This window comes from Stenotrophomonas maltophilia group sp. LNF247 (genome assembly GCF_054083135.1).
Genome location: NZ_JBSRQL010000003.1, coordinates 239,965 through 259,713, shown reverse-complemented (window position 1 = coordinate 259,713; position 19,749 = coordinate 239,965). Strand labels below are relative to the sequence as shown.

16 protein-coding genes are annotated in these 19,749 nt (G+C 66.4%); 13 read left to right on the top strand and 3 right to left on the bottom strand.

Features of this window, described 5'->3' with window-relative positions; genetic code table 11:
* The first annotated feature begins 2 nt into the window (after positions 1–2).
* The 7 genes from nusA (at position 3) to ACTXG9_RS04955 (ending at position 10,022) form a co-directional block, all read left to right on the top strand.
* On the top strand, positions 3–1,514 hold the full coding sequence (gene nusA / locus ACTXG9_RS04985) for a transcription termination factor NusA (RefSeq protein WP_019660577.1): 1,512 nt from the start codon (positions 3–5) through the stop codon (positions 1,512–1,514).
* Positions 1,515–1,606: 92 nt separating this feature from the next.
* Entirely contained in the window at positions 1,607–4,249 is a 2,643-nt protein-coding gene (gene infB / locus ACTXG9_RS04980) for a translation initiation factor IF-2 (protein WP_111097923.1), read from the top strand.
* Positions 4,250–4,454: 205 nt separating this feature from the next.
* A complete protein-coding gene (gene rbfA / locus ACTXG9_RS04975; RefSeq protein WP_019660575.1) occupies positions 4,455–4,838 on the top strand; it encodes a 30S ribosome-binding factor RbfA in 384 nt (127 codons plus the stop codon).
* Positions 4,839–4,946: 108 nt separating this feature from the next.
* Entirely contained in the window at positions 4,947–5,855 is a 909-nt protein-coding gene (gene truB, locus ACTXG9_RS04970) for a tRNA pseudouridine(55) synthase TruB (protein WP_019660574.1), read from the top strand.
* A gap of 174 nt (positions 5,856–6,029) precedes the next feature.
* Positions 6,030–6,290, top strand: coding sequence for a 30S ribosomal protein S15 (gene rpsO, locus ACTXG9_RS04965; protein WP_005417886.1), 261 nt, complete (start codon positions 6,030–6,032; stop codon positions 6,288–6,290).
* A 151-nt stretch (positions 6,291–6,441) separates the two neighbouring features.
* On the top strand, positions 6,442–8,550 hold the full coding sequence (gene pnp / locus ACTXG9_RS04960; protein WP_005417884.1) for a polyribonucleotide nucleotidyltransferase: 2,109 nt from the start codon (positions 6,442–6,444) through the stop codon (positions 8,548–8,550).
* Positions 8,551–8,831: 281 nt separating this feature from the next.
* The gene (locus ACTXG9_RS04955) at positions 8,832–10,022 is read left to right on the top strand and encodes a glycoside hydrolase family 18 protein (protein ID WP_111097925.1); all 1,191 of its coding nucleotides are present in this window, start codon (positions 8,832–8,834) and stop codon (positions 10,020–10,022) included.
* 126 nt (positions 10,023–10,148) lie between these two features.
* Here ACTXG9_RS04955 and ACTXG9_RS04950 read toward each other — a convergent pair whose 3' ends face one another.
* From ACTXG9_RS04950 to ACTXG9_RS04940, 3 genes are read right to left on the bottom strand one after another with little or no spacing between them, the layout of a single operon-like run.
* Positions 10,149–11,708, bottom strand: a complete 1,560-nt coding sequence (locus ACTXG9_RS04950) for a PepSY-associated TM helix domain-containing protein (protein ID WP_111097926.1) — start codon at positions 11,706–11,708, stop codon at positions 10,149–10,151.
* Between the two features lie 10 nt (positions 11,709–11,718).
* Positions 11,719–11,982 (bottom strand): hypothetical protein, encoded by a 264-nt coding sequence (locus ACTXG9_RS04945; RefSeq protein WP_111097927.1) that lies wholly within the window; start codon positions 11,980–11,982, stop codon positions 11,719–11,721.
* Complete coding sequence (locus tag ACTXG9_RS04940) at positions 11,982–12,278, bottom strand: hypothetical protein (protein WP_021202190.1); 297 nt, start codon at positions 12,276–12,278, stop codon at positions 11,982–11,984. Before ACTXG9_RS04940 ends, ACTXG9_RS04945 begins: the two co-directional genes overlap by 1 nt.
* Before the next feature lie 430 nt (positions 12,279–12,708).
* On the opposite strand from ACTXG9_RS04940, the gene thrS reads away from it, so the two are divergent.
* From thrS to pheT, 6 genes are all read left to right on the top strand, one after another.
* Entirely contained in the window at positions 12,709–14,610 is a 1,902-nt protein-coding gene (gene thrS, locus ACTXG9_RS04935) for a threonine--tRNA ligase (protein WP_058979607.1), read from the top strand.
* 48 nt (positions 14,611–14,658) lie between these two features.
* Positions 14,659–15,201, top strand: a complete 543-nt coding sequence (infC, locus tag ACTXG9_RS04930) for a translation initiation factor IF-3 (protein ID WP_019660568.1) — start codon at positions 14,659–14,661, stop codon at positions 15,199–15,201.
* Positions 15,202–15,467: 266 nt separating this feature from the next.
* Complete coding sequence (gene rpmI / locus ACTXG9_RS04925) at positions 15,468–15,665, top strand: 50S ribosomal protein L35 (RefSeq protein WP_005410436.1); 198 nt, start codon at positions 15,468–15,470, stop codon at positions 15,663–15,665.
* Between the two features lie 11 nt (positions 15,666–15,676).
* Positions 15,677–16,036, top strand: a complete 360-nt coding sequence (gene rplT, locus ACTXG9_RS04920) for a 50S ribosomal protein L20 (RefSeq protein ID WP_005410435.1) — start codon at positions 15,677–15,679, stop codon at positions 16,034–16,036.
* A 193-nt stretch (positions 16,037–16,229) separates the two neighbouring features.
* Positions 16,230–17,225 (top strand): phenylalanine--tRNA ligase subunit alpha, encoded by a 996-nt coding sequence (pheS, locus tag ACTXG9_RS04915; RefSeq protein ID WP_021202188.1) that lies wholly within the window; start codon positions 16,230–16,232, stop codon positions 17,223–17,225.
* Positions 17,226–17,346: 121 nt separating this feature from the next.
* Entirely contained in the window at positions 17,347–19,743 is a 2,397-nt protein-coding gene (gene pheT, locus ACTXG9_RS04910; RefSeq protein ID WP_456115524.1) for a phenylalanine--tRNA ligase subunit beta, read from the top strand.
* Positions 19,744–19,749 lie beyond the last annotated feature (6 nt).

Genomic DNA, 19,749 nt, shown 5'->3' with positions numbered 1-19,749 from the left:
CAATGAGCAAGGAACTGTTGCTGGTAGTCGACGCAGTCGCCAACGAGAAGGGCGTGCCGCGTGAAGTGATCTTCGATGCCATCGAGGCCGCTCTGGCCTCGGCAGCGAAGAAGCGCTATCCCGACGAGGAAGTGCTGACCCGCGTGGTCATCGACCACAAGGATGGCAGCTACGAAACCTTCCGCCGCTGGGAAGTGGTGGCCGATGATGTGGTCATGGAGTCGCCCGACCGCCAGATCCGCCTGATGGATGCCGTCGACGAAGCCGAAGGCGTCGAGGTCGGCGACTACATCGAAGAACAGATCGAGAACCCGGACTTCGGCCGCATTGCTGCCCAGGCCGCCAAGCAGGTCATCGTCCAGCGCGTGCGCGAAGCCGAGCGCCAGCAGGTCGTGGACGCGTGGAAGGATCGTGTCGGTGAGTTGATCACCGGCGTGGTCAAGCGCGCCGAGCGTGGCAACATCTATGTCGACCTCGGCGGCAACGCCGAAGGCTTCATTCCGAAGGACAAGGGCATCCCGCGCGACGTGCTGCGCGCCGGTGACCGCGTGCGCGGCTACCTGGCCGAGGTCCGTTCGGAACCGCGTGGTCCGCAGCTGTTCATCAGCCGCGCCGCCCCGGAATTCATGATCGAGCTGTTCAAGCTGGAAGTGCCGGAGGTCGGCCAGGGCCTGGTGGAAATCAAGGCCTGTGCGCGCGATCCGGGCGATCGCGCCAAGATCGCCGTGCTGGCCCACGACCAGCGCACCGATCCGATCGGTGCCTGCATCGGCATGCGCGGTTCGCGCGTGCAGGCCGTGTCCAACGAGCTCAACGGCGAGCGCGTGGACATCGTGCTGTGGAACGACAATCCGGCCAACTTCGTCATCAATGCGATGGCGCCGGCCGAAGTCCAGTCGATCATCGTCGATGAAGACAAGCACTCGATGGACCTGGCCGTTGCCGAAGACCGTCTCGCCCAGGCGATCGGCAAGGGCGGCCAGAACGTGCGCCTGGCCAGCCGCCTGACCGGCTGGCAGCTCAACGTGATGACCCAGGACCAGGTCACCGCCAAGTCGGAGGCCGAGCAGGCCGCCGCACGCCAGCTGTTCATGGACAAGCTGGAAGTGGACGAAGAGATCGCCGGCATCCTGGTCAGCGAAGGCTTCGGCACCGTCGAGGAAATCGCATATGTCCCGGTCGGCGAACTGCTGGCCGTGGAAGGTTTCGACGAAGACATCGTCGAAGAGCTGCGCGCTCGTGCCCGCGATGCGCTGCTCAATGAGGCCCTGGCAGTCGAGGAAGGCCTTGAAGACGGCCAGCCGGCGCAGGACCTGCTGTCCCTGAAGGGCATGGACGAAGCCACCGCGTATGCGCTGGCCGGCCACGGCGTGCGTACCAGCGAGGACCTGTCCGACCTGGCCGCCGACGAGGTCATGGACTTCGGCATTGAAGGGCTGGACCAGGAGCGCGCTGCGGCGCTGATCCTGGCCGCGCGTGCCGAGGAGATCGCCCGACTGGAACGCGGCGAATGAGCCGGCAATGAACAGGGCCCTGAGCCGCTCAGGGCGTAGAATCCGCGCCACCTCCAGATGCGGGGGGGCGCCCACAAGATCATAGGATCCGAATGTCGCAGCAAACCACCATCCGCAAGCTTGCCGAACTGGTCAACACGCCGGTCGAAAAACTGCTGGAACAGCTGGCCGGTGCCGGCATGAAGTTCAGCGGTCCCGACCAGGTCGTGACCAGTACCGAGAAGGTGAAGCTCCTGGGCTTCCTTCGTCGTTCGCACGGCAAGCCCGAGCAGGCCCCGGAAGAGACGGATCAGTCTGCAAAGAAGATCACGCTCAACCGCCGGAAACAGCAGGAAGTGACGGTCAGTTCCGGTCGCAGCAAGACGACCGTGAATGTCGAGGTGCGCCAGAAGCGTACCTACGTCAAGGATGGTGCTCGCGCCATGACGCCGGACGAAGAGCGCGCCGACATCCTGCGCAAGCTGGAAGAGTCGCGTGCGCGCAACCTCGCCGAACAGCAGGCGCTGGCCGAAAAGGATCGTCTGCGCGACGAAGCCATCGTCCGTGCCCGCGAGGAAGAGGCCGCCGCCAAGGAACGCGCCGAGGCCGAGAAGAAGGCCGCCGAGGAAGCTGCGGCTGCCGCCAAGGCGGCCGAGACGCTGGCTGCCAGCAAGCCCAAGCGTGCTCCGATCGACGAAACCGCGCCGCGCCCGCCGCGCGCCCCGGCGACAGCCCCGGCTGCGCCGCGCATTGCGCCGCCGCCGCGCAACGACGACCGCAACAACCGCAGCGCGCCGCGCAACGAGCGTGGCCCGGGTGATCGTTTCGCCGGCCAGATGCACCTGTCTGCGGCCGATCGTGCGCGTCGTGGCAACAGCAACAACAGCAACACCCGTGGTCGTCCGGGCGGCCGCAACCAGGCCGGTGGCCGTCGCGACATGTCGCGTGGTGGCAACAACGCCGGCCCGCACGCGTTCGAACGTCCGACCGCACCGGTGGTGCGTGAAGTGGCGATCGGCGACACCATTACCGTGGCCGACCTGGCGCAGAAGCTTGCGCTGAAGGGTGGCGAGGTGGTGAAGGCGCTGTTCAAGATGGGCGTGATGGCCACCATCACCCAGTCCATCGACCATGACACCGCCGCGCTGGTGACCGAAGAACTCGGCCACAAGGCGATCCGTGCCAACGACAACGACGCCGAAGACGCGCTGCTGGCCTCGGCCGGTGAAAACCAGGGCGAAGCCACCCAGCGTCCGCCGGTGGTCACCATCATGGGCCACGTCGACCACGGCAAGACCTCGCTGCTGGATTACATCCGCCGCACCAAGGTTGCCACCGGCGAAGCCGGCGGCATCACCCAGCACATCGGTGCCTACCACGTGGATACGCCCAAGGGCGTGATCAGCTTCCTGGATACCCCGGGCCACGCGGCGTTCACCTCGATGCGTGCGCGCGGCGCCAAGCTGACCGACATCGTGGTGCTGGTCGTTGCTGCCGATGACGGCGTCATGCCGCAGACCAAGGAAGCGATCCAGCACGCCCGTTCGGCGGGTGTGCCGCTGATCGTGGCGATCAACAAGATCGACAAGTCCGACGCCGACCCGATGCGGGTCAAGAACGAACTGCTGTCCGAGCAGGTCGTGGCCGAGGACTTCGGTGGTGACACCCAGATGGTGGAGATCTCGGCCAAGACCGGCCTGGGCATCGACGACCTGCTGGACGCCATCTCGATCCAGGCCGAACTGCTGGAACTGAAGGCGGTCGACGAAGGCCGGGCCTCGGGCGTGGTGATCGAATCGTCGCTGGACAAGGGCCGTGGCCCGGTCGCCACCGTGCTGGTGCAGCAGGGTCGCCTGAAGAAGGGCGACTACCTGGTGTGCGGCATCCAGTACGGCCGCGTGCGTGCGCTGTTCGACGAAACCGGCAAGCAGCCGGAGTTCGCCGGCCCGTCCATCCCGGTGCAGGTCCTGGGCCTGTCCGGCGTGCCGGAAGCCGGTGACGACTTCGTGGTCGTCGAGGACGAGCGCCTGGCCAAGGACGTTGCCCAGCAGCGTGAGACCAAGCGCCGTGAATCGCGCCTGGTCGCCACCGCGGGCAGCCGCATGGAAGACATCATGGCGACCCTGGGCAAGGGCGAGGGCCAGCAGGTCCTCAACCTGGTCATCAAGGCCGACGTGCAGGGTTCGGTGCAGGCCCTGAGCCAGGCACTGGTCGCGCTGTCCAACGACGACATCCGCATCAACGTGATCCACTCCGGCGTGGGCGGCATCACCGAGTCGGACGCCAACTCGGCGGCCGCTTCGAAGGCCACCGTCATCGGCTTCAACGTGCGTGCGGATGCTTCGGCCCGTCGCATCATCGAATCCAACGGCGTGGACCTGCGGTACTTCTCGATCATCTATGACGTGATCGATCAGGTGAAGCAGGTGGCCTCCGGCCTGCTGGGCGTGGAGATCCGCGAAGAGATCATCGGTATCGCCGAGGTCCGCGACGTCTTCCGCAGCTCCAAGCTGGGCGCTGTTGCCGGCTCGATGGTCATCGAGGGCGTGGTCAAGCGCAACAAGCCGATCCGCGTGCTGCGCGACAGCGTGGTGATCTTCGAGGGCGAGCTGGAATCGCTGCGTCGCTTCAAGGAGAACGTCGAGGAAGTCCGCAACGGTACCGAATGCGGTATCGCGGTGAAGGCCTACAACGACGTCAAGCCGGGTGACCAGATCGAGTGCTTCGAGCGTATCGAAGTGCCGCGCACCCTGTAATGCTGCAAGGCGGCCCGACCAACGGTCGGGCCCTACCGTGATGTAGAACCCGACCAACGGTCGGGTACCATGGTAGATGTAGCGCCCGACCGTTGGCCGGGCGACAATCGAATCAAAGATGGCGCCCGACCGTTGGCCGGGCGACAATCGAATCTAAGGTAGCGCCCGACCGTTGGTCGGGCGACAACTGAACCAAGAGCTCCTCGTGCCCAAGACTTTCCATCGAACCGACCGTGTCTCTGCCCAGCTGCGCCGCGAACTCGGCACCTTGGTGCACAACGCCGTGCGCGAGCACGGGTTGCCCTCGGTGAGCGTGTCCGACGTGGAAATCACCCGCGACATGGCTCATGCCAAGGTCTTCGTCACCGCGCTGATGCCGGAGCGTTCGGCGGAAGCGGTGGCCGGCCTGAAGGAACTGGGCTACCGCCTGCGCATGGACCTGGCCCGGGCGATGAAGCTGCGCCATGTGCCGGAGCTGCATTTCCACTACGACGACTCGGTCGATCGTGGCGAGCATATCGACAACCTCCTGCGCGACCTGCCCGATACGCTGGCCGCGGAGAAGCGTCGCGAGAGCGACGAAGAATAAGCCAGCGCCGGGCCCATGCCCGGCGTCTTTTCATTCTGACCGTGCGAGGCCGGACGCTGGCCGCGCTTCGCGCTCGCCGGGCATGGCCCGGCGCTACCCGTATCTGTCATGACCCGAATTCAGTTCCGCCGCCTGGATGGCATCCTGCTGCTCGACAAGTCGACCGGCATGAGCTCCAACGCCGCCCTGCAGGTGGCCCGTCGCCTGTTCCGTGCCGAGAAGGGCGGCCACACCGGCAGCCTCGACCCGCTGGCCACCGGTCTGCTGCCGCTGTGCTTCGGCGAGGCGACCAAGATCGCTGGGCTGCTGCTGGGGTCGGCCAAGGCCTACGATGCCGAGATCGTGCTCGGCCAGACGACCGATACCGACGATTCCGAGGGCCAGGTGCTGCTGCAGCGCCCGGTACCGGCGATCGGTGCCGAGGCCCTGCAGGCCGCGTTGGCGCCGCTGACCGGCAACATCCGCCAGCGTGCCCCGGTCTATTCGGCACTGAAGCAGGGTGGTGAGCCGCTGTATGTGAAGGCCCGCCGTGGTGACGTCATCGAGGCGCCGGAACGCGAGGTGCAGGTGCACGCCATCGACGTGCTGGAGCAGCAGCCTGAGCGCTTGCGGCTGCGCGTGACCTGCGGTTCGGGCACCTACATCCGCAGCCTGGCCCGCGACCTGGGCGAGGCGCTGGGATGTGGCGCACACATCAGTGCGCTGCGCCGGCTCTGGGTGGAGCCGTTCCGCGAACCGGCGATGGTCACCCTGGACCAGCTGCGGGCGATGGCCGAGGCCGGCGACGAGGCGGCCATGGATGCGCTGCTGCTGCCGCTGGCGGCCGGCCTGGCTGAATACCCGCGGGTCGATCTCGATGCCGACCAGACCCATCGCTTCTGCGTCGGCCAGCGCCAGCGCGACCCGTCCTGGCCCCACGGCCTGGTGGCGGTGTTCGGTCCGGGCGATGCTGTCCAGGGGCTGGGCCAGGTCGATGGCAGTGGCCTGCTGGCTCCGCAGCGTCGTTTCAACCTCTGACCGGGGCCAGGGCGGTTCAGCCCCGGTCCTTGTCCCGGAAGCCCCTGGCCGTTACAATTTCGCGGCCGTTTTCCGGCAGCCTGCCTCGTGCAGGTTTCATCCTCGTAGTCCACGGCGAGCCTGGCGGTGCGCGAAGCGCGTTCCTGCCGGCCACGCATCACAGAGAAAAAAGAAATGTCGATCGACACCCAGAAGGTCATTGAAGACAACAAGCGCAGCGCCGCTGACACCGGCTCCCCGGAAGTCCAGGTGGCCCTGCTGACCGCCCGCATCGAACTGCTGACCGGCCACTTCAAGACCCACAAGAAGGACCACCACAGCCGCCGCGGCCTGCTGCAGATGGTCAACCGCCGTCGCAGCCTGCTCGACTACCTGAAGAAGAAGGACGTCGAGCGTTACAAGGCCCTGATCGAGAAGCTTGGCCTGCGTCGCTAAGCAACGAATTCCCCGCGGCGCAGCGATGCGCCGCGGTTTTGTTTTGTAGTACCGCAATCCCCGATTCAGGCCGGAACGATCCGGTCACCCGCTGGCGGCAAGGGTCGCCGACGGTCCAAATTCGCAGACAGCATCCCCAAGGACACCCTCCGTGGCAAAAATCACCAAAACCTTCCAGTACGGCAAGCACACCGTCACGCTTGAGACCGGCGAAGTCGCCCGCCAGGCCAGCGGTGCCGTCATCGTCAAGATGGACGACACCGTACTGCTGGTCACCGCCGTCGCCGCCAAGAGCGCGCGCGAAGGCCAGGACTTCTTCCCGCTGACCGTCGATTATCAGGAAAAGTTCTACGCCGGCGGCCGTATCCCGGGTGGTTTCTTCAAGCGTGAAGGCCGTGCGACCGAGAAGGAAACGCTGATCTCGCGCCTGATCGACCGTCCGATCCGCCCGCTGTTCCCGGAAGACTACAAGAACGAAGTGCAGATCATCGCCACCGTGATGTCGCTGAACCCGGACGTGGACGGTGACATCCCGGCCCTGATCGGTGCCTCGGCTGCCCTGGCCCTGGCCGGTACCCCGTTCATGGGTCCGATCGGCGCTGCCAAGGTCGGTTACAAGAACGGCGAGTACATCCTGAACCCGACCGTCAGCGAACTGGCTGACTCGCAGCTGGAACTGGTCGTCGCCGGTACCTCCAACGCCGTGCTGATGGTCGAATCCGAAGCCGCGCTGCTGTCCGAAGAAGTGATGCTGGGCGCCGTGACCTTCGGTCACCGCGAAATGCAGAAGGTCATCAACGCGATCAACGAGCTGACCGTCGAAGCCGGCACCAAGCCGTCGACCTGGGAAGCCCCGGCCAAGAACGACGCGCTGATCTCCGCCCTGAAGGAAGCCATCGGCCCGCGCCTGGGCGAAGCCTTCCAGGTGCGTGACAAGCTGCAGCGCCGCGACGCCATCTCGGCGATCAAGAAGGACGTATTCGAAGCCCTGGCGGGCCGCGTGGCCGCCGAAGGCTGGAACCCGGCCGAGCTGTCGAAGGAATTCGGCGAGCTGGAATACCGCACCATGCGTGACTCGGTGCTGGACACCAAGGTCCGCATCGACGGCCGTGCGCTGGACACCGTCCGCCCGATCACCGTGAAGACCGGCGTGCTGCCGCGTACCCACGGTTCCTCGCTGTTCACCCGCGGCGAAACCCAGGCCATCGTGACCATCACCCTGGGCACCGCCCGTGATGGCCAGGTCATCGACGCCGTTGCCGGTGAGTACAAGGAAAACTTCCTGTTCCACTACAACTTCCCTCCGTTCTCGGTGGGCGAGTGCGGCCGCATGATGGGCCCGAAGCGCCGCGAAATCGGCCACGGTCGTCTGGCCAAGCGCGGCGTGCTGGCTGTCATGCCGTCGCTGGAAGCCTTCCCGTACACCATCCGCGTCGTTTCGGAAATCACCGAGTCGAACGGTTCCTCGTCGATGGCCTCGGTCTGCGGCTCGTCGCTGGCCCTGATGGACGCCGGCGTGCCGGTGAAGGCCCCGGTGGCCGGTATCGCCATGGGTCTGGTCAAGGAAGGCGATCGTTTCGTGGTTCTGTCCGACATCCTGGGTGACGAAGATCACCTGGGCGACATGGACTTCAAGGTGGCCGGTACCGCTGAGGGCATCTCCGCCCTGCAGATGGACATCAAGATCGAAGGCATCACCGAAGAAATCATGAAGCAGGCCCTGCAGCAGGCCAAGGCTGGCCGCCTGCACATCCTGGGCGAGATGGCCCACGGCCTGACCGCTCCGCGTGAAGAGCTGTCGGACTACGCGCCGCGCCTGCTGACCATCAAGATCCACCCGGACAAGATCCGCGAAGTGATCGGCAAGGGCGGCTCGACCATCCAGGCCATCACCAAGGAAACCGGCACCCAGATCGACATCCAGGACGACGGCACCATCGTCATCGCGTCGGTCAACGCCATCGCTGCTCAGGCTGCCAAGGCCCGCATCGAGCAGATCACCTCGGACGTCGAGCCGGGCCGCATCTACGAAGGCAAGGTCGCCAAGATCATGGACTTCGGTGCGTTCGTCACCATCCTGCCGGGCAAGGATGGCCTGGTCCACGTCTCGCAGATCTCCAGCGAGCGCGTCGAGAAGGTCGGCGACAAGCTGAAGGAAGGCGATGTGGTCAAGGTCAAGGTGCTGGAAGTCGACAAGCAGGGCCGTATCCGCCTGTCGATGAAGGCAGTCGAAGAAGGCGAAGGCGCCAGCGCCGAATAATCGGTACTGCTGATCGTGCGGTGGGTGAGGACCGTTGGTCCTCACGCTTTCGCAAATGAAAAAGCGGGCTTCGGCCCGCTTTTTCTTTGCCTCGATGTTGCGAAAAGAAGCTCATCCAGGTCGCTGCATGTCCTGCTGCAGTGCATGATCGCCGCCACGCGGCCATCGTTCTGTCTCGGTTGTACGGATCGCGCCTGTCCATGGGACGACATGCCGCGATACCCGTACCGCAGCCCCATCGGTTTGCTAACGTGGCGGCGCCTTCGAACCGGGAGATCTCCATGTTCCGCCAGACCGTGGCCGTCCTTGCCGTGCTGATTGCCGGTGTCTTGCCCATCGCCGCGCACGCGGCGCCCGCGCAGCCGCCGATCTTCGGCGCCTACTACCCGGGCGGCTCGGCCGAACGCTATCCGGTCTCGAGCATTCCAGCCGAGCGCCTGACACATCTGTTCTATGCGTTCTCCACCATCGAGGACGGGCGCTGCACGATCGGTGCGGAAGCGCCGAAGAATTTCGCCGCACTGGCCGAACTCAAGAAGGCGCATCCGCACCTGCGCACGCTGATTTCGATCGGTGGCTGGGGTGCGGGTGGGTTCTCCGATGCTTCGCTGAGCGAGGCCAGCCGCAAGCGGTTGGTCGATTCGTGCATGGCGCTGTTCTTTGATCGTCACGCCGGCAGCTTTGATGGCGTGGATATCGACTGGGAGTTCCCGGTCAGTGGTGGCCCGAAGGAGCTGGCGCACCGCCCGCAGGACCGCGCCAACCTGACCCGGCTCGCGCAGGCGTTCCGCGTGGCACTCGATGCGCGCGGTCGCAAGATGGGACAGCCGATGCTGCTGACCGCCGCGCTGGCCGCCGGTCGCCTGCAGACCGATGGCCCCTACGATCCGGCGGCGAGCTACGACCTGCCGGCGCTGGCCAAGGTGTTCGATTTCATCAACCTGATGAGCTACGACATGGGCACCGGCTTCTCCTCGGTGTCGACCTTCAATGCGCCTCTGCATGAAGTGCCGGCCGATCCGCTGGCGCCGGAGCTGCGGCGCTGGAACAACGTGGCCGGCGCGGTGCAGTTCTACCGCGAGCACGGCGTGCCGGCCGGGAAGCTTGTGCTGGGCGTACCGTTCTACGGGCGCGGCTTCAAGGTCACCGGCGACGCCCCGGATGGGCTGTACCAGCCCTACAGCGCACCGGCCGATGCGGGCGACTGGCGGGTGATCAAGGCGCGCTATCTCGACCAGCCGGGTTGGACGAAACACTGGCAGCCGCAGGCGCAGAGCCCGTGGCTGTACAACGCCGCGCAGAAGATCTTCATCAGCTATGAAGACCCGCGCTCGATCGGGCTGCGTGCGCAGTTCGCCCGTGAGCAGGGCCTGGCCGGGGTGTTCATGTGGGAACTGACCGGCGATGACGAACAGGCCAGCCTGCTCAATGCCATGCTGGGCCCCTGGCAGAAGGCGCGCATCGGCGATTGAGTGTCGGGTGGCGCGTCGTGCTGGGCCCATGCCGCAACGTCACCGATCTGATACACACACTGCGGTGTACGTCGTTGCCCATGCCAAGCCGACTTCCAGTAGCACCGGGCCATGCCCGGCGAAGGCTCAATCGGCCCAGACGCTGTTGGGATCGCCGTTGCGGGCGCGGCGTTGGCTGGCCACGGCCAGACGCGCGAAGCCGAAGGCCATCGCCAGCGCGATGGCATCGACCCAGAACAGCGGCCAGTGCCCCCCTGCGGCGGCGCGCCACAGCCAGTCACCATTGAGTGCGCCGTGCAGCACCGGCACCAGCGCGGTACTGACCGCCGCCGCCCACAGCAGTTCGCGTGCCGCCTGCGCCGGGCGGCGCAGCGCGGCCCATAGCGCGCAGGCCGCCCAACTGCCGAAGCAGGCCCAGCGGATGCCGTGGTCGACCGCCGACGGTGCCAGCCGCTCCAGCACCAGTGCGGTGCCGAACGCGATCGAGATCGCCACGCACAGGCCGATGCACACGCCGACCGTGGCCCGCGCCATGTTCACACCGGCACGTGGCTGTTGCGGCTGGCGACGCTTGCGCCGCGACTCGATCCACAGCAGGTTGCCGGAGTAGAACAGGAACGCACCGCCGAGTCCGAGCAGGAAGTACAGCCAGACCACCACGCCATTGCCGAATTCGCCGAAGTGCAACGCGTAGGCGGCGCTGAGCGTGGCGTGGTTGGCGTCGCGCTGGCCCGGCAGCTGCGACGCGAGCAGATTGCCGGTGGCGACGTCCAATGCCACGGCACCAAGCGGGCCGAGGGTGCCACTGGCCTCGCCGGTGATCTCGATCGTCGCGTTGGCATCGCCGCCATTGGCCAGCTTCAGATAGGCCGGTTCGAAGTTGGCCACGCCCTGTGCGCGGGCCACTTCAAGTGCGCGCGCATGCAGCACGCGCAGGCTGCCCGGCGGTGCCGGGATGCCACTGGCATTTCGCACCGGCGCGGTGTCCATCGCAGTCGGTACTGCCTGCAGCGCTTTGCCGTCGTAGATCAGCGGGTTGAGCAGGGCCATCTGCACGAACACCAGGCAGAGCAGGGCGCCGGTGACCGCGAACATCAGGTGGAAGGGCAGGCTGAGCACACCGACCACGTTGTGCGCGTCCTGCCACAGCTGCTTCAGGTTGCGCCCCGGACGCAGCGCGAACAGGTCGCCGAGCAGCTTCGGCAGATGGATCACCAGGCCGCTGAGCAGTGCCATCCCGTACAGCAGGCTGACAATGCCCATCACGTAGATCCCGGCCACGGGCAGGCCGAGGCTGTAATGGAGCTCGTTGACCAGTTCGGCCAGTCCGGTCTGCGGTGGTGTGGGGCTGCCGGCGATCTGGCCGGGCCAGGCATAGCGCCAGCTGCCGTCATCGGCCTGCCAGTAGGCCAGAGGCTGCGGGTGTTCGGTGCCGGGGAAGGTCATGCCGACGTGGCGGCGCGCTTCCGGATGCGCCGCCAGCACGTCCTCCAGCAGGTACTGGGCGTCATCCAGGCTGGCCGGGAGTGCCGTGGCGGCGCCCGGTGTCTGCCACTGCGGCAGGTCATGGTGGAACAGGGTCAGCGAGCCTGCGTAGAAAGCCACGAACAGGCCGAAGCCGGCCGCCAGGCCGACCCAGGTGTGCAGGGTGGTGAACGTGCGCAGGGTCTGCGAACTGAACTTCATGGCGTGGATCTCATTGCACCGCGCCGGTCAGGCGCAGCAGCCCGAGCACGACGAAGCCGGTGGCGGCGCTGCCGCCCAGCACCAGCCAGGCGCGCAGCGCGCTGCGGAAGCTGAACGCCCACAGGGCGGCCAGCATCCACAGCGGGATGAAGGCGATCAGGGTAGGTACCAGCGCTCGCTGCCAAGGGCCCGGCGGAAGCCAGGCCAGCAGGCCGGTAACGGCGGCTGCAAGCAGGAAGCCGACGATGATGCCGGCGAAGGCGCGCGCCCACATCAGGGCAACTCCGTGCCCGGTCGGTGCCAGGCGGCCAGCGCCGGCAGCAGCATCGCCGCGAGCATCCAGGTGCACAACATCGCCACCAGGCCGGCGGCAAAGCCGAGCTCGGCCATCCACAGCCACAGCGCGGCGGCAGCGGCGACCAGGCCGATCTGGCGGCCCAGGCGGCCGGCGCGGCGCAGGCGCGGCCAGCGGCAGTGGGGCGAGGCCGCATAGAAGGCCAGTGCCGAGAACATCGCCGCCAGCATGCCCAGGCTGCAGAAACCCAGCGTGGAGAGGCCGACGGTGATCATCGCGGGCAGCCTGCGCGGCGGCGGGTCGGCGAACGCGGGGCACGGGCGGGGCCGGCGGCAGCCGGTCGAAGCGGGTGGCGCATCACGAGGTCCTGGGGGAAAGCGGGCAGGCTGGCACGGGGCGGGCTGCGCGCACATGGTAATCATTGCGTTTTCACGCCGCCAGCGCGGCTCATTCAGCGGGCCGTACGGTGGCCCTTGGGCTTTCCGGTGCGCTGGTTTAAGATCATCGCAGAACCCCTGACTGGAACAAGGTGGCCCGCGCCCAGCGCCGGCCGAGCGTGCGACATGAGCACTACCACCGCCCACTGTTGACCTGCCCCCGAAGGCCCTGCGTTCCAGGCGCCCTCGCGGCGCTTTTTTATTGCCCGGGCAACGGCCCGGGAACGCTTTCCAGCCCGCCCGGCGGGCCCCGCACGAAGCCACTGCGATGATCAACATTACCCTTCCCGACGGCAGCCGCCGCGAATTCGAAAACCCTGTGAGCGTCATGGAGGTTGCCCAGTCGATCGGCGCCGGCCTGGCCAAGGCCACCATCGCCGGTGCCGTGGATGGCGTGCTGGTCGATGCCAGCGACGTCATCGACCACGACGCCAGCCTGCGCATCATCACCGCCAAGGACGAGGAGGGCGTGGAGATCATCCGCCACTCCTGCGCCCACCTGGTCGGCCACGCCGTCAAGCAGCTGTACCCGGATGTGAAGATGGTGATCGGTCCGGTGATCGCCGAAGGCTTCTACTACGACATCTATTCCGAGCGCCCGTTCACCCCGGACGACATGGCCGCGATCGAGAAGCGCATGGGTGAACTGATCGCCCAGGACTACGACGTCATCAAGAAGATGACGCCGCGCGCCGAAGTGGTCGAGATCTTCAAGGCCCGTGGCGAGGACTACAAGCTGCGCCTGATCGAGGACATGGCCGACGACATCCAGGCGATGGGCATGTACTACCACCAGGAATACGTGGACATGTGCCGCGGCCCGCACGTGCCGAACACGCGCTTCCTGAAGGCCTTCAAGCTGACCCGCATCTCCGGCGCCTACTGGCGCGGTGACGCGCAGAACGAGCAGCTGCAGCGCATCTACGGCACCGCCTGGGCCGACAAGAAGCAGCTGGAGGCGTACATCAAGCGCATCGAAGAAGCCGAAATGCGCGACCACCGCCGCATCGGCAAGCAGCAGGACCTGTTCCACCTGCAGGAAGAAGCCCCGGGCCTGGTGTTCTGGCACCCGAAGGGCTGGGCGCTGTGGCAGGTGGTGGAGCAGTACATGCGCAAGGTCTACCGCAACAGCGGCTATGGCGAAGTGCGTTGCCCGCAGATTCTGGACGTGAGCCTGTGGAAGAAGTCCGGCCACTGGGACAACTACCAGGACAACATGTTCTTCACCGAATCGGAGAAACGCACTTACGCGGTCAAGCCGATGAACTGCCCGGGCCACATCCAGGTGTTCAACCAGGGCCTGCACAGCTACCGCGACCTGCCGATCCGCTACGGCGAGTTCGGGTCGTGCCACCGCAACGAGCCGTCCGGCGCGCTGCACGGCATCCTGCGCGTGCGTGGCTTCACCCAGGACGACGGCCACGTGTTCTGCACGGAAAACCAGATCGAGTCGGAAGTGACTGCCTTCCACCAGCAGGCGCTGGCGGTCTACCAGCACTTCGGCTTCGACGAGATCCAGATCAAGATCGCGCTGCGCCCGGAATCGCGCCTGGGTGACGACGCCACCTGGGACAAGGCCGAAGGCGCGCTGCGCTCGGCACTGACCGCCTGTGGCGTGGAATGGCAGGAGCTGCCGGGCGAGGGCGCCTTCTACGGCCCGAAGATCGAGTACCACCTGAAGGATGCCATCGGCCGTACCTGGCAGCTGGGCACGATGCAGGTCGACTTCATGATGCCCGGCCGCCTGGGCGCCGAGTACGTGGACGAGAACAGCCAGAAGAAGCACCCGGTGATGCTGCACCGGGCCATCGTCGGCTCGATGGAGCGTTTCCTGGGCATCCTGATCGAGCACCATGCCGGCCAGTTCCCGGCTTGGCTGGCGCCGACCCAGGTGGTGGTGGCCAACATCACCGACGCCCAGGCCGACTATGTCTCGGGCGTGACCAAAACCCTTGCGGAGCAAGGCTTCCGCGTCAGCTCGGATTTGCGTAACGAGAAGATCGGCTATAAAATCCGCGAGCATACGTTGCAGCGCGTGCCCTACCTGCTGGTCATCGGTGACCGCGAGAAGGAAAATGGGGCTGTGGCGGTGCGTACGCGTTCTGGCGAAGACCTGGGCAGCATGAGCCTGCAGGCCTTCATCGAGCGGCTCCACGCCGAGGGCGCGTAAGCAAAGGTCCGGTCCGGGGGCACAGGCACCCGGGCCGGTTCGATACCCTTGGGAGAACGTAATATCAGCACCCCTGACAACAAACAGAACCGCAAGAATCAGGAAATCCGTGTGCCGCGCGTCCGCGTGATCGGCAGTGACGGAGAAATGATCGGCGTGTTGTCGCGCGACGAAGCGCTGTCCATGGCCGAAGATGAAGGTCTGGACCTGGTCGAAATCCAGCCGCAGGCCGATCCGCCGGTCTGCAAGATCATGGACTTCGGCAAGTTCAAGTTCGAAGCGCAGAAGAAGGCCAGCGAGGCCAAGAAGAAGACCAAGCAGGTCGAGATCAAGGAAGTGAAGTTCCGTCCGGTCACGGACGAGGGCGACTACCAGATCAAGCTGCGCAAGATGCGCGGGTTCCTCGAAGATGGTGACAAGATCAAGGTCAACATCCGCTTCCGTGGCCGTGAAATGAGCCACCAGGAGCTGGGCCGCGAAATGGCCAACCGGATCGAGGCCGATCTGGGCGAGGACATCGTCATTGAATCCCGTCCGCGCCTGGAAGGGCGTCAGATGGTCATGATGATCGCGCCGAAGAAGAAGACCTGAGGCCTGACGGGCTGCCTTTCGGGGCGCCTGGCTGAATGGTTCAGGGTAAGGGGGCGCCGCTGGCGTCCCTTTGCTTTTGTGGCGGGCCGGCGGGTTGCGGATGAAAGGCGGGCAGGGGCTGGTGGCAGGGCCGTTTTGCCTGTATCATGCCCGGCTCGACCCACCCAGGACGGGTCGTACGCCGATCATGGCAGGACGGAAAGAGCGGCCCAGGCCGCCGCCAGATCAGTCAGAAACCAGGGTCAAATCCCATCAAGGACATTGCAATGCCCAAGATCAAGACCAACCGGGCAGCGGCCAAGCGTTTCCGCAAGACCGCCTCGGGCAAGTACAAGTGCGGCCACGCCAACCGTAGCCACATCCTCACGAAGAAAGCGACCAAGCGTAAGCGTAATCTGCGTCAGACGGGCCATGTCCGTGCAGAAGACGCAGGCCGTCTGGACCGCATGCTCCCTTACCTCTGAGGAACTGAAAAATGGCACGAGTTAAGCGTGGCGTACAGGCGCGTCGCCGCCACAAGAAGATTCTGGATCTCGCCAAGGGCTACTACAACGCCCGTCGCAAGGTCTTCCGCGTTGCCAAGCAGGCGGTCATCAAGGCACAGCAGTACGCCTACATCGGCCGTAAGCAGAAGAAGCGCAACTTCCGTTCGCTGTGGATCACCCGCATCAATGCGGCTGCCCGCATCAACGGCCTGAGCTACAGCCGCTTCATGAACGGCCTGCTGAAGGCCGGCATCACCCTGGATCGCAAGGTCCTGGCTGACATCGCCGTGCACGACGCAGCCGGTTTTGCCGCGCTGGCCGAAAAGGCCAAGGGCGCGCTGGCGGCATAAGTCCTTCCCGATGCCGTAACCGTTCACTCGGAACGGTGTCAGGTCAAGGCAATGCATGGGGAAGGGCGCAAGTCCTTCCCCATTCTTTTTTGGGTCCCGGTGCGGCCACAGCGGCAGCGCGGGGACGGCGGTGGCGACAGGGGTCGGCCCTTCGCGCATCGCGATGGCAGATCGACTGGAGTTCCGGCCCCCCATGAGCGACATCCAATCCCTCACCACCCAGGCGCTGGCCGATGTGGCCGCCGCACAGAGCCCTGACGTGCTGGAACAGCTGCGCGTGGCCCTGCTTGGCAAGAGCGGCAGCATCACCTCGCAGCTCAAGCAGCTCGGTACCCTGCCGGCCGAGGAGCGCAAGGCCGCCGGTGAAGCGATCAACCAGGCCCGCGACACACTGACCCGTGCGCTGGCCGAGCGCAAGGCGCTGCTGGAAGACGCCGCACTGGACGCGCGGCTGGCTGCCGAAGCCATCGACATCACCCTGCCGGGCCGCAATGGCGACCGTGCTGGCCTGCATCCGATCACCCGTACCCTGGAACGCATCACCGGTATTTTCGGCCGGCTGGGCTACGAGCTGTCGGAAGGGCCGGAGATCGAGGATGACTGGCACAATTTCGAGGCGCTGAATTTCCCGCCGCACCACCCGGCGCGCGCCATGCACGACACCTTCTACTTCGGCGACGGCCGCCTGCTGCGCACGCATACCTCCGGTGTGCAGGTGCGCTACATGGGCGACCACGCGCCGCCGCTGCGCATGATCGCTGCCGGCAAGGTGTACCGCAGCGACAGCGACCAGACCCATTCGCCGATGTTCCATCAGGTCGAAGGCCTGCTGGTGGACGAGCACTCGACCTTCGCCGACCTGAAGGGCACGCTGGCGGAATTCGTGCGCGCGTTCTTCGAACGCGATTTCGAGATGCGCTTCCGTCCCAGCTACTTCCCGTTCGTCGAACCGGGTGCGGAAGTGGACATCGCCTGGCAGCAGCCCGATGGCAGCACCCGCTGGCTGGAAGTGCTCGGCTGCGGCATGGTGCATCCGAACGTGCTGCGCAATGTCGGCATCGATCCGGAGCGTTACACCGGCTTTGCCTTCGGCATGGGCGTGGAGCGTTTCGCGATGCTGCGCTACGGCGTCAACGACCTGCGCGCGTTCTTCGAGAACGATGTGCGGTTCCTGAAGCAGTTCGCGTAAGCCGCAACCATGTAGAGCCGGGCCATGCTCGGCTGCCTTTCTGGATGGACGCCTCCTTGCGCATGCGCTGGGCGACCACAAAAACCGCAACGGGAGGCACGCCTCCCACCAGGGTGACACCATGAAATTCTCCGAAAACTGGCTGCGCAGCCACGTCCCGACCTCCGCCTCGCGCGATGAGCTGAGCGCGGTGCTGACCGCCATCGGCCTGGAAGTGGAAGAAGTATCCGCGCTGGGCGAAGGCCTCGACCACGTGGTCGTGGCACGCATCGTCGAGGCCGCGCGCCACCCGGAAGCCGATCGCCTGCAGGTGTGCAAGGTCGATGCCGGGCAGGGCGAGCTGCTGCAGATCGTCTGCGGTGCGCCGAACGCCCGCGCGGGCCTGGTCGCGCCACTGGCGATGGTCGGTGCGCAGATCGGCGAGCTGAAGATCAAGCCGGCCAAGCTGCGTGGCGTCGAGTCCAACGGCATGCTGTGCTCGGCCAAGGAGCTGGGCCTGGACAACGATGCCTCCGGACTGCTGGAACTGCCCGATGACGCCCCGGTCGGCCAGGCCCTGGTCGAGTACCTGGGCCTGCCGGACGCCAGTATCGAAATCAAGCTGACCCCGAACCGCGCCGATTGCTTCAGCCTGCGCGGCATCGCCTACGACGTCGCCGCCGCTACCCGCAGTGAAGTGCTGGATTTCGCCGCCGACGCCATTCCGGCTGCCGGCAGCCGTGAGCTGGCCATCCAGCTCGACGCTGGCGCCGAAGCGCCGCGTTATCTGGGCCGTGTGATCGAGGGCGTCAACGCTGCCGCCAAGACCCCACTGTGGATGGCCGAGCGCCTGCGCCGCAGTGGCGTGCGCCCGGTCTCGCTGCTGGTCGACATCACCCAGTACGTGATGCTGGAACTGGGCCAGCCAATGCATGCCTACGACCTGGCCACCCTGCAGGGCAGCATTGCCGTGCGCCGTTCGCGCGCGGGCGAGACGCTGAAGCTGCTGGACGGCCGCGATGCCGCGCTGGACGACAGCTTCCTGCTGGTCACCGATGCCGATCGTGCGGTCGGCCTGGCCGGCCTGATGGGCGGCTTCGACACCCGTGTCACCGACGCGACCACCGCCGTGTTCCTGGAGGCCGCGCACTTCGCGCCGGCCGCGATCATGGGCCGTGGCCGCAAGCTGGGCCTGCACACCGATGCCGGCCACCGCTTCGAGCGCGGTGTCGATCCGGCACTGCCGCGTACCGCGATCGAGTACGCCACCCGCCTGGTGCTGGACCTGGCCGGCGGTACCCCGGCGCCGGTCACCGAAGCTGTGCGCGAGGCCGATCTGCCGCAGCCGGCCACGATCGTGCTGCGCCGCACGCGCATCACCCGCGTGCTTGGCATCACCATTGACGATGCCGAAGTCGAGCGCATCCTGCGTGCGCTGGGCATGGACGTGGCCGCCACCGCCGACGGCTGGCAGGTCACCGCGCCGAGCCGCCGCTTCGATATCGCCATCGAAGAGGACCTGATCGAAGAACTGGCCCGCATCCACGGTTACGAGCAGATCCCGACCACGCTGCCGGGCGGTGCCTCGCGCGTGGCGATGCCGAGCGAGACCCAGCTGGACGCGCTGAGCGTGCGCCGCCAGCTGATCGCTCGCGACCTGCAGGAAACCGTCAATTTCGCCTTCGTCGACGACGCACTGCTGGCCCAGTGGCAGCTGCGCGACGCCCTGGTGCCGCTGGCCAACCCGCTGTCGGCCGAACTGGCGGTGATGCGCCCGTCGCTGCTGCCGGGCCTGGTTGCCACCCTGGGCCGCAATGCCGCTCGCCAGCTCGGCCGCGTGCGCCTGTTCGAACTGGGTCGGGTGTTCGCCCAGCAGGCCGGAGATGCGTCGCTTGGCGAAAGCCAGCCGGCACCGCTGGAAACCCCGCGCGTGGCCGCTGCGGTCTGCGGTGATGCGCAGGCGGTGCAGTGGGGCCTGCCGACCCGCAAGGTCGATTTCCATGACCTGAAGGGTGACCTCGAATCGCTGGCGGCCGCCAGTGGCGCGCAGCTGGAGTTCCGTCCGTCCATCCGCGCCTACGGCCACCCGGCGCGTTCGGCCGAGGTGTTGCGCGATGGCGTGGCGATCGGCTGGATCGGCCAGGTTCACCCGCGCCTGGCCAGGGCGATGGACATCGAAGCCGACGTCTACGCCTTCGAACTGGACCTGGAACCGCTGACCGCCCGCCGCCTGCCGCGTGCCGGCGAACTGTCGCGCTTCCCGGCGGTGCGCCGCGACCTGGCATTCCTGGTGCCTGAACAGGTGGCCTGGGCCGATCTGGCGGCGACCGTCCGCCAGGCCGCCGGCCCGTTGCTGCGCGACCTGAACCTGTTCGACCGCTATGTCGGCCAGGGCGTCGAGCCGGGATTCAAGAGTCTCGCTATGGGCTTGATTTTGCAGGACAAGTCGCGCACTCTGACGGACCGCGACGTGGAAGCGGTGGTGGCCGAGGCGGTCACTGCCATCGAGCGTGAACACCACGCCCGGATCCGCGGCTGAGCGGGC